The 8,551-nt window shown below is 43.2% G+C and carries 7 protein-coding genes and 2 tRNA genes; 5 read left to right on the forward strand and 4 right to left on the reverse strand.

All coding sequences use genetic code 11. From position 1 onward, the window contains the following. Positions 1-176: 176 nt before the first annotated feature. From PX636_RS10275 to PX636_RS10285, 3 genes are all read right to left on the reverse strand, one after another. Positions 177-263 (reverse strand) — tRNA-Ser (locus PX636_RS10275). Positions 264-369: 106 nt separating this feature from the next. Further along, entirely contained in the window at positions 370-1,467 is a 1,098-nt protein-coding gene (locus tag PX636_RS10280; RefSeq protein ID WP_288117037.1) for a glycosyltransferase family 4 protein, read from the reverse strand. After that, a complete protein-coding gene (locus PX636_RS10285; RefSeq protein WP_002798454.1) occupies positions 1,467-3,296 on the reverse strand; it encodes a tetratricopeptide repeat protein in 1,830 nt (609 codons plus the stop codon). Before PX636_RS10285 ends, PX636_RS10280 begins: the two co-directional genes overlap by 1 nt. A gap of 239 nt (positions 3,297-3,535) precedes the next feature. On the opposite strand from PX636_RS10285, the gene PX636_RS10290 reads away from it, so the two are divergent. Both PX636_RS10290 and PX636_RS10295 read left to right on the forward strand, forming a co-directional pair. Then, positions 3,536-4,813, forward strand: coding sequence for a M16 family metallopeptidase (locus tag PX636_RS10290; RefSeq protein WP_288117039.1), 1,278 nt, complete (start codon positions 3,536-3,538; stop codon positions 4,811-4,813). Positions 4,814-4,816: 3 nt separating this feature from the next. Beyond that, positions 4,817-6,076: a M16 family metallopeptidase gene (locus PX636_RS10295; protein ID WP_288117040.1), complete on the forward strand. Its 1,260-nt coding sequence runs from the start codon at positions 4,817-4,819 to the stop codon at positions 6,074-6,076. A 251-nt stretch (positions 6,077-6,327) separates the two neighbouring features. Here the strand turns inward: PX636_RS10295 and PX636_RS10300 are convergent. Further along, positions 6,328-6,399 (reverse strand) — tRNA-Asn (locus PX636_RS10300). A 147-nt stretch (positions 6,400-6,546) separates the two neighbouring features. Between PX636_RS10300 and PX636_RS10305 the strand changes: the two genes are divergently transcribed. The 3 genes from PX636_RS10305 to PX636_RS10315 all read left to right on the forward strand — a co-directional run bounded on the left by PX636_RS10305 (position 6,547) and on the right by PX636_RS10315 (position 8,270). After that, the gene (locus PX636_RS10305) at positions 6,547-7,020 is read left to right on the forward strand and encodes a hypothetical protein (RefSeq protein WP_002798457.1); all 474 of its coding nucleotides are present in this window, start codon (positions 6,547-6,549) and stop codon (positions 7,018-7,020) included. A 375-nt stretch (positions 7,021-7,395) separates the two neighbouring features. Further along, the gene (locus tag PX636_RS10310; protein WP_002798459.1) at positions 7,396-7,728 is read left to right on the forward strand and encodes an antibiotic biosynthesis monooxygenase family protein; all 333 of its coding nucleotides are present in this window, start codon (positions 7,396-7,398) and stop codon (positions 7,726-7,728) included. Between the two features lie 308 nt (positions 7,729-8,036). Next, positions 8,037-8,270 (forward strand): hypothetical protein, encoded by a 234-nt coding sequence (locus PX636_RS10315; RefSeq protein ID WP_002801545.1) that lies wholly within the window; start codon positions 8,037-8,039, stop codon positions 8,268-8,270. Positions 8,271-8,551 lie beyond the last annotated feature (281 nt).

Here is an 8,551-nt window from a genome sequence, read left to right on the forward strand (position 1 = left end):
CGGGAAATTACTTTTGCAAGACTACCTAAGTAGCTGGTTATAATTAAGTTAAAAATGGATTTTGCCTTTAATCCCCCCTTGATAAGGTAGGGTTGATTCATGAATCAACCCTACCCTTGATAACGGGGGTATCTGATAATTTTTAACGCCTACCTACTGATGAGGTGCTTTGGGGACGGAGAGAGAGGGATTCGAACCCTCGTTAAAGTTACCCCTAAACAGCATTTCCAGTGCTGCGCCTTCAACCGCTCGGCCATCTCTCCAATTGAGGTCACGATCATCAATCCTACAGCAAATGCTGCCGATCTGTCAAATTATTTTTTGATGGGAAACGCTGTAACCTGTCTGGGGGTCCCACTGCAAGACTTTTCAAGCATACCCTAGATATTGATTTAAGATTGCGGCCGTAGCTAGACCAGTTTTTTGCCAACTAAACTCATCGGCCCGTTTTTTGCCTAGATGACTTAATTTTGAGTGTAATTGTCGATCTTGAGCGATAATTTTCAGGGCATCGGCTATGCACTCGACTCGATAGGGATCGATTAAAATTGCCGCTGTTGCCGTGACTTCGGGCAAAGATGACAAATTTGAGGTAATGACGGGTGTACCGCAGGCCATAGCCTCTAAAACGGGCAATCCGAAGCCTTCCCAGAGACTGGGGAAGACTAAAGCAGTGGCTTGACTGATAACTTTGGGTAGGTGATCGTAGGGGATATAGTCGAGAAATTTAATGCGATCGCTGACTGCTAATTCCCGCGCTTGTTGTTGTAAATTGGGGGTATAACGGCGATCAAAGCTGCCAGCAATCCAAAGATGATAATCGCTTAAATCTGGAGGCAGTTGGGCAAAAGCGGCGATTAAACGCGGTAAATTTTTATAGGGATTGGGACGACCGAGATAGAGAAAATAGGGATGCTCTGGCTTATTATCTTGAATAGGGCGAAAGTGATGATGATCGTAGGCTAGGGGAATAGAAGTAATTTTATCGGCGGGAATTTGATAATATTCAGTGATATCTTTGGCCGTTGCCTGAGAGTTACAGATAATATGTTTTGCCTGTTGTAATACCTGCGGCACATAATAACGGAAATAGTGAGTTAAGGGGGAAGTAAAACTGGGAAACCGCAGGGGAATTAAATCGTGGACCATGACGACAAAGCGACAGGGAGAATTTATCGGCGCTTCTGGAAGGGGAGAAAAGAGTAAATTGGCCTTTAATTGTCGGTAAATTGACGATAACCGAAACTGAGTCCAGAGTAAGCGTTTTAAATGACCTTTCGCTCCTCGATCGGGGGCGAGACCCTTGGGGATAGAATAACAGTTAAAGTCGGGATAACTATTAGTTGTTAGTAGGGTTGGTTCTAAATTTTTCAGGTAGGGTAAGAGGTTAAGAATGTAGGTACTGATTCCCGTGGGTTGGGGAAAAAGTACCGAGAGATTAATTAATAATTTAGGCTGTGTATTCACTAATTACCCTGTTGATATTTGCTGAGAATTTCTGAGATATATTGGTAGCCTTCCAGTCCAATTGATTTAATCAGGGAGGAACGTTCCAGACTGAAAGTTTGTTCAAAAGCTGCGATATTTTTGCCGCGAATAACCGTTAATAGACTAGCAGCTTGTCGCCATTCTGCTGCACCGATTTCGTGCAGCCAATACATTCCTAGAGAACCCATATAAATTGCCTGTTCAAAATTCTTATCTTGATAGTAAGCTTCGCCTAAATAAGTTAGTAATAAACCTTGCAGATATACATCCCCGTAGTATTTGGCCGATTCCAATCCTTGCAGGAGAATATTAATCGCTTCTTGGGTTCTTTCAAGGATAAGATATGCTAGACCTAAACTGCTACAACAAAGGGATTTACTCTGCCAATCTTGGAGACTTTCCGCTAACTTTAATCCCTGTTTTAAATACTCGATCGAACTTTGATAAATTTCGGGATCGTATCTCTCTAACTGTTGCGCTTCCTGTACCTGACTATAACCCAAATTAGCTAAAGCGTTAGCCTGTCCTAAACTATTACCCTGTTGACGACTTAAAATTAAAGCTCTCTGACTTAAATTAATCGCTTCTGCATAGTTTTTTTGGATAGCATTGAGACGGGATAAATGGTTTAAATTAGCTATTTCACAAGCATAATCCTGTTGTTGACGGGCAATTTCTAAAGCTTGTTGATGACATTCTCTGGCCTGTGGATAGTCGCCGCGAATGCGATTAGAATAGGCAATTAAAGTTAAAATTCTCGCCTTTTCTCCCGTGCCTTCCACATAACGCAGAGGAATTGATAAATAGTCTAACGCATCCTTGAGATAACTGCCAGAAAAGGAGGCAAAAATTCCTCCGTATAAAGGAAAATAATCCCGTTGAGCAAAGGTTCTCAGAATTTGTAAAGCCATCTGAAAACAGCCCCGACTATAGAGAGAATTTTTACTAACTTGCTCGAAACTATTGGTTAACAGCGACCAAATTAAAGCAAAGGTGAGAAAGGTAGAAATGGATAATTTGGCTCCTAATTTTTCGCTATATATGCGCTGATCAAAAAAGTTAATTAGTCCTCTTTGGATATATTGAAAAACAATAGCAGTTTCTACCCAATCGGTTAAAGTTAAATCCTGAGTGAGAGGATCAAAAGCTTGTTGATTAGCTAAACTTTCTAATACTCGTTTTAACCAAGAGGGATTAACTTTACTTGCCCAAATTTGCCAAGGAGTCACTCGCTCATTATCATTAGTAAAACCAAGATTGCGATTTTGTTCGTAGAGCCAACTGGTGAGATAACTCGATAAATTTGACCAAGTATTTAACCCCAGATTAATCCCCGTGGCAATTTGCCATAAATCCGCTTCTCCCCGCTGCTGAGCAACTGTCTGTAAATGCTTGGCTAACTGTTGCAATTGTTCTAGGGTTAAAGCATTATTTTGATTGGGATCGATTAAATTTACTAACGTCAGTAAACGATCCTCTCGATCGATTTTCACAAGATTATCGATCGCCGCTGCAGTGAGAGAATTTTGCTGATTGGTTTTTTGATATTTTTCCCATTCACTTTCGATCGTTTCCAAGGCCCGCAAAACCCTAGTGGCTTTAATTTTTGTTTCTAACTGTGAGCGAGTAACGATTATTTTTTCGGTTAAACAACGCTCAAAAATTTCTCCTGTGCCATTTTTTACTCCCTCGGACAAAAGGTTATAAACCTGTGACTTAGCCCTAATTTTTCCTTCCAAAGTTAGATTGACAATGCGATCAATTAGTGCATTATAAGTTTCGTTGAAGTTATCTCTATTGTCTGTCATAGGGGGTTTTTCAGTTATCGGTAAACAGTCATCAGTAATCAGTAATTAGGGAGCGGTAAACAGCAATCAGTAATCAGTGAACCGAAGAACCACATCTGATAACTGATCACTGATCACCGATAAGGCTGATATTTGGGGGAATTGTCTAGAAATCATGACAAAAGTTTTTTAATGGTTGAGCAGGCAAGAGATAAGATAACCTATGTATAGAATTTAACAAAAAATCTGGTTAACGGACATTGATCAAGTCGATAGCACAGTGTCAAACGAGTTCTTTTCCCGCTCAGGTATGGCAATTAAATCACGGCTTAACCGTAATTCATCAGTATTTACCCGTGACTCCTGTGGTGGTGGTGGATGTGTGGGTGAAAGCAGGTGCGATCGCTGAACCCGACCCATGGTTAGGTATGGCCCATTTTCTCGAACACATGATCTTTAAGGGGACGAAAAAACTTCCCCCCGGACTCTTTGACTATTTAATCGAAAATTGTGGCGGAATGACCAACGCTGCCACCAGTCACGATTACGCACACTTCTATCTCACCACCAGTGTGGACCAAATTGAACATACCTTACCCCATCTGGCCGAAATTCTCCTCCATGCTGAGATTGACGATGAGGAATTCTATCGGGAAAAAGATGTAGTTTTAGAAGAATTACGGGCCTGTTATGATGATCCCGATTGGATTGCCTACCAAACCCTCTGCGGAAGTATCTATCAAAACCATCCCTACGGACGCTCTATTCTAGGGGATCAACCCTGTTTAGAGCAATTAACCCCCAATCAAATGCGCTGTTTCCATCGCACCTATTATCAACCAGAAAATATGTGTGTGGCGATTATCGGGGGAATTGAACCCCAACCAGCTTTAGAAATTATCCGGCAATCTTTTCGGGAATTTCCCGTCCCCTCGGAATCCCCCCCCCATCTAGTGGTTGCCGAACCCCCCCTGATCGAAATTCGTCGTTCCCAAGTATATTTACCCCACCTAGAACATTGTCGTCTCTTGATGGGATGGACTGGACCGGGATGCGATCGCCTAGAAGATGCCTTTGGATTAGACTTGCTTTCGGTAATTCTTGCCGGGGGACGCTGTTCGCGCTTAGTGCGACAGCTGCGGGAAGAAGCGCAAATCGTCCTCGATATTAACAGTAATTTTTCCCTGCAACGGGATTCCAGTCTCTTTACCATCGGTGCTTGGCTATCTAGCTCACAAACCGCGGCAATTGAAGCTATTATCTGTGAACATCTCCAACATCTGCACGATCATCCCGTCACCCCCGCAGAATTACACCGCACTCAACAGTTATTAGCTAACGATTATATTTTCTCCACAGAAACCCCGGGCCAATTAGCGGGACTCTATGGATATTATCAAACCCTGAGAGCTGCCGACCTAGCAACGATCTATCCCCAAGTTATCCAAAGTTTTCAACCGTCAGATCTACAACGTCTCGCTCGTCAGTATCTCTCCCCGGAGCGATATGCTATTACAATAATGCAACCCTGTGAATAAACGATGTCCGCTTCTCCCATTCACCGCTTAACCTTAGAAAATGGCATCACTCTTTTAGTGGTGGAAAATACGGCCGTGGAGTTGGTTGCGGGGAGGATTTTCCTCAAAAATGCGGGTACTCGTTGGGAAAAAACCGAAAAAGCGGGTTTATTTCGTCTGTTAGCCGTGCTGCTCACCAAAGGTACAGAAAAGTTATCTTCCCTAGAAATTGCTGATCGAGTTGAGTCCACGGGGGCCGGTTTAAGCGCCGACACGGGGACTGATTATTTTGTGGTTAGTTTAAAGACTGTTACCAAGGATTTTTTAGATATATTGCGTCTAGCGGCGGAAATTATTCGTTTTCCCAGTTTTCCCCCTCCAGAAATCGAATTAGAGAAAAATCTCACCCGTCAAAGCATTCGCTCTCAATTGGAACAGCCTTTTAATGTGGCTTTTAATCAATTACGCGCCGCTATGTACCCGGATCATCCCTATGGTATGTCTTTATTGGGTACGGAGGCAACGGTTTCTCAATTGCAACGGGATGATCTGCTGGCCTATCATAGTCGCTTTTTCCGTCCCGATAACCTGGTAATTAGTCTTTCTGGCCGTATTACCCTAGAGCAAGCAGTAAAAGCAGTGACGGAAATTTTTGGCAGTTGGTCAATTCCCGATCTTCCTTTATCTAGTTTACCCCCGGCCGCTTTTGATTTTCAGCCCACCTGTTTAACTACCGTCCAAGCTAGTCAACAGGCGATCGTTATGTTAGGATACCCCGGCTCTTCTGTGCAAGAGGATGATTATGCCGTTTTAAAATTATTGAGTACCTATCTGGGGAATGGGTTATCTAGTCGTTTATTCGTGGAATTGCGAGAAAAACGGGGATTAGCCTACGATGTTTCTGCTTTTTATCCCACCCGTCTCGATTCTTCCCAATTTGTCATTTATATGGGAACTGCACCCCAAAACACAGCGATGGCCCTGTCGGGATTGCGTCAGGAAGCAGAAAGGTTATATAAAGTAACTTTGAGTGAGGAGGAGTTAAAGTCAGCTAAAAATAAGTTATTGGGTCAATATGCTCTCGGTAAACAAACTAACGCCGAAATCGCTCAATTATACGGTTGGTATGAAAGCTTAGGTTTGGGGATTGAATTCGATCGCACTTTCCTGGATTCTATTAATCAGATTACTCCCGAACAAGCGCGATCGGTAGCCAGTAAATATTTTCAAAATCCTTACATTTCTCTAGTCGGTCCAGAAAATGCGATCGCTGAAATTCTCTAGGTAGTCGCGCAAAATCAATTTCCTAGTCAAGACAGGAGATAGGAGTCAGGAGATAGGAGTCAGGAGATAGGAGATAGGTTTTAGGTGTTGGGGTTTTAGGGTTTTGGGGTTTTAGTTGAAATTCCCCATTTTCCCAACCCCCGCTCCCATCTCATAGACAGTCTCAACGAGTAATTTAGATAGTCAACAGCTTACTTAAAAACATCAAAAAGCAGCAATAAAAAACTATTGCCGCTGCTATTTTTGATTAACTCCCCGGGTGGGATTCGAACCTACGACCAATCGGTTAACAGCCGACCGCTCTACCACTGAGCTACCGAGGAAGGCTACTCACAATTAATAATTATAATCATAAGTCTGTCAATAATGCAAGTGCTTTCTGGATTTTTTCTCAAAAAAATTTCCGGTGCCGGTAGCGGTGGGCAGAGAATCGACTATTGTGGAGATAAGGACACCATTAAGTCTAGTCTATGCTTGCCCATCACCGCCGTCCCGTTTCCTTCTGTCTGCTCTCGACAGATCTACCCATCCTCTCCACTTTAGACACTGCCGCTACCCTCTACCAAAAGGATCGCCACCGGTTTCATCTTCTCCTCAATCAACCACCGGTGGCTCTCGCAGAAATAGAGACACTTAAACCCGAAAATAATCAAAATAAGTTAATTTGGCTGGAAATTTCGGCCAACCGGGTAATTATGACCATGCAGGGCCAGGGAAAATTCGCCTATCGTCATTTTTGGGAGCAAGGGGTTTTTGGTGTCAGTCGCTACTGGTTAAATGCCGAAAGTCCTCAACCGGGTTACGCTTTTCGCCTCCGCAACTATACCCGTAGTCTCCAATTAGAGGGGGATAATTTCCCCGAATATTTGCGTCTAGAGTACGAATTATGGTCAGATAACCTGATTTTAGGTCATTATGTCCTTCATTTGCAAGTACACCAATAAATAGGGTTGGCTGAATAGAGCTAAAAACCTTGTTGGATAAAACTTTTAGACTTTTTTGTTCATCAAAAAGTGTCGGACACAGGAGCGATCAGTGGCAAAATTTAGGCACTTTTTCCCCGAAAATTAGGTAATTGTGGGGTGGATTGAAGAATTAGTGCTACACTTCCCGAAAAGTCTATTTTATTTCAGCTTGTTGTTAGGAATCCACTTAAAAGAGGTTGTTTAATCTGGCTAATAAGCTCTTGGGTATGATATGGGGAAAAGTTCGGGCGATTGCGCTAAAATGGGGGAATATGCCGAAAGTTTCCACCTATCGTTACTCTGGAGAGTGTTAGACAGAAAGTTTCTGTATAATATGTAGTTCGCCAACCAGCCATGATTCTTCGCATCTTTCGTGTCGAGATTGATCCATCAACCCGTTCCGCTTTTGAGGCCGGGTTTCGCTCCCTGTCCGTCGATGCAGTCACGCGAGCCCCCGGCAATCTTTCGTGCGAGATTGGGATGCCTACTCGATGGGCGCCCAACACGTATTCCATGATCACCCGATGGCGCGACGAAGATGCTTTGGTCGCCTTCGCAGGGCCGGAATGGAACACACCAGTGATTCCCGCCGGTATGGAGGCTTTCGGAAGAAAGCTGTCCGTAGAGCACTACCGGATTGACGATTCTCCCATCGGCGAACAACGCAATGCAGCGGACTCGCGATAAAATCGGGCGGTGTGGATCGTCCAAGGTCGCGAGCCGCTGATTGCCAACGTTATACATACATTACCCGTAGCAGAAAGCAGCAGCTATCGCCGTAGGGTGCGTTCCCTAATGCAAGTCCTGCTACTCCAGAGATCGATTTTTGGGAACGCACCATGCACATTGATTGCAGCTGTCAGTGGGATGCCGAAGAACGTAGTGCGATCGCTGATCTTGTAGAAACCCAACATTACTTTTTCCCAAATTACCAGCCAATATCTGAGTTACAATCAATACTATCCATTCTACACCTTAATCAAATAATTTAACTTATGTCTGCTACAATTCGTGAAGAACTTCACCAACAGATTGACCGATTACCTGATGACATTGTTGAAAAAATTGCCAACTTTACCCGATTAATTTCCCCTGAGCCAAACAACATTTCAGAATATACTAATTGGCAAGATGAAGACTGGCAAAAATTTTCATTAGAGCAATTTTTCAAAGAAGGAGATGAAATTGAATATTCCCTAGCAGATGCTCAAGAAATTTATCAACCATGAAACCAGGTGATATTGTTCTAATTCGTTTTCCTCAAGCAGACTTGAAATCAGGAAAACTGCGTCCAGCTTTAATTATTGCTATTTCACCAAGTCGGCTCTTCGGGAATTGTTATGCAAATAATTAAGGTTCTTCGGTTTGTCTTATGCAACGGACGGGAGTTATAAGGGTTTCACCCCTTATATAGAAAGACATTGCTTCGATTTTTGCCAATTGTTTTCAATCTAGAACGAGCTAATCAATTAAGTCTCTTGCCAGATAAGGATTTAGCCGATTTCTGCCC

This window comes from Microcystis sp. M53598_WE2, assembly GCF_030067735.1.
GTDB classification, from domain to species: Bacteria; Cyanobacteriota; Cyanobacteriia; order Cyanobacteriales; family Microcystaceae; genus Microcystis; species Microcystis aeruginosa.

What these genes read in the sequence shown, in the direction of transcription:
- PX636_RS10295 (WP_288117040.1), top strand. Translation starts at nt 4,817, where the DNA reads ATGTCCGCTTCTCCCATTCACCGCTTAACCTTAGAAAATGGCATCACT.
- PX636_RS10315 (WP_002801545.1), top strand. Translation starts at nt 8,037, where the DNA reads ATGTCTGCTACAATTCGTGAAGAACTTCACCAACAGATTGACCGATTA.
- PX636_RS10305 (WP_002798457.1), top strand. Translation starts at nt 6,547, where the DNA reads ATGCTTGCCCATCACCGCCGTCCCGTTTCCTTCTGTCTGCTCTCGACA.
- PX636_RS10310 (WP_002798459.1), top strand. Translation starts at nt 7,396, where the DNA reads ATGATTCTTCGCATCTTTCGTGTCGAGATTGATCCATCAACCCGTTCC.
- PX636_RS10285 (WP_002798454.1), bottom strand. Translation starts at nt 3,296, where the DNA reads ATGACAGACAATAGAGATAACTTCAACGAAACTTATAATGCACTAATT.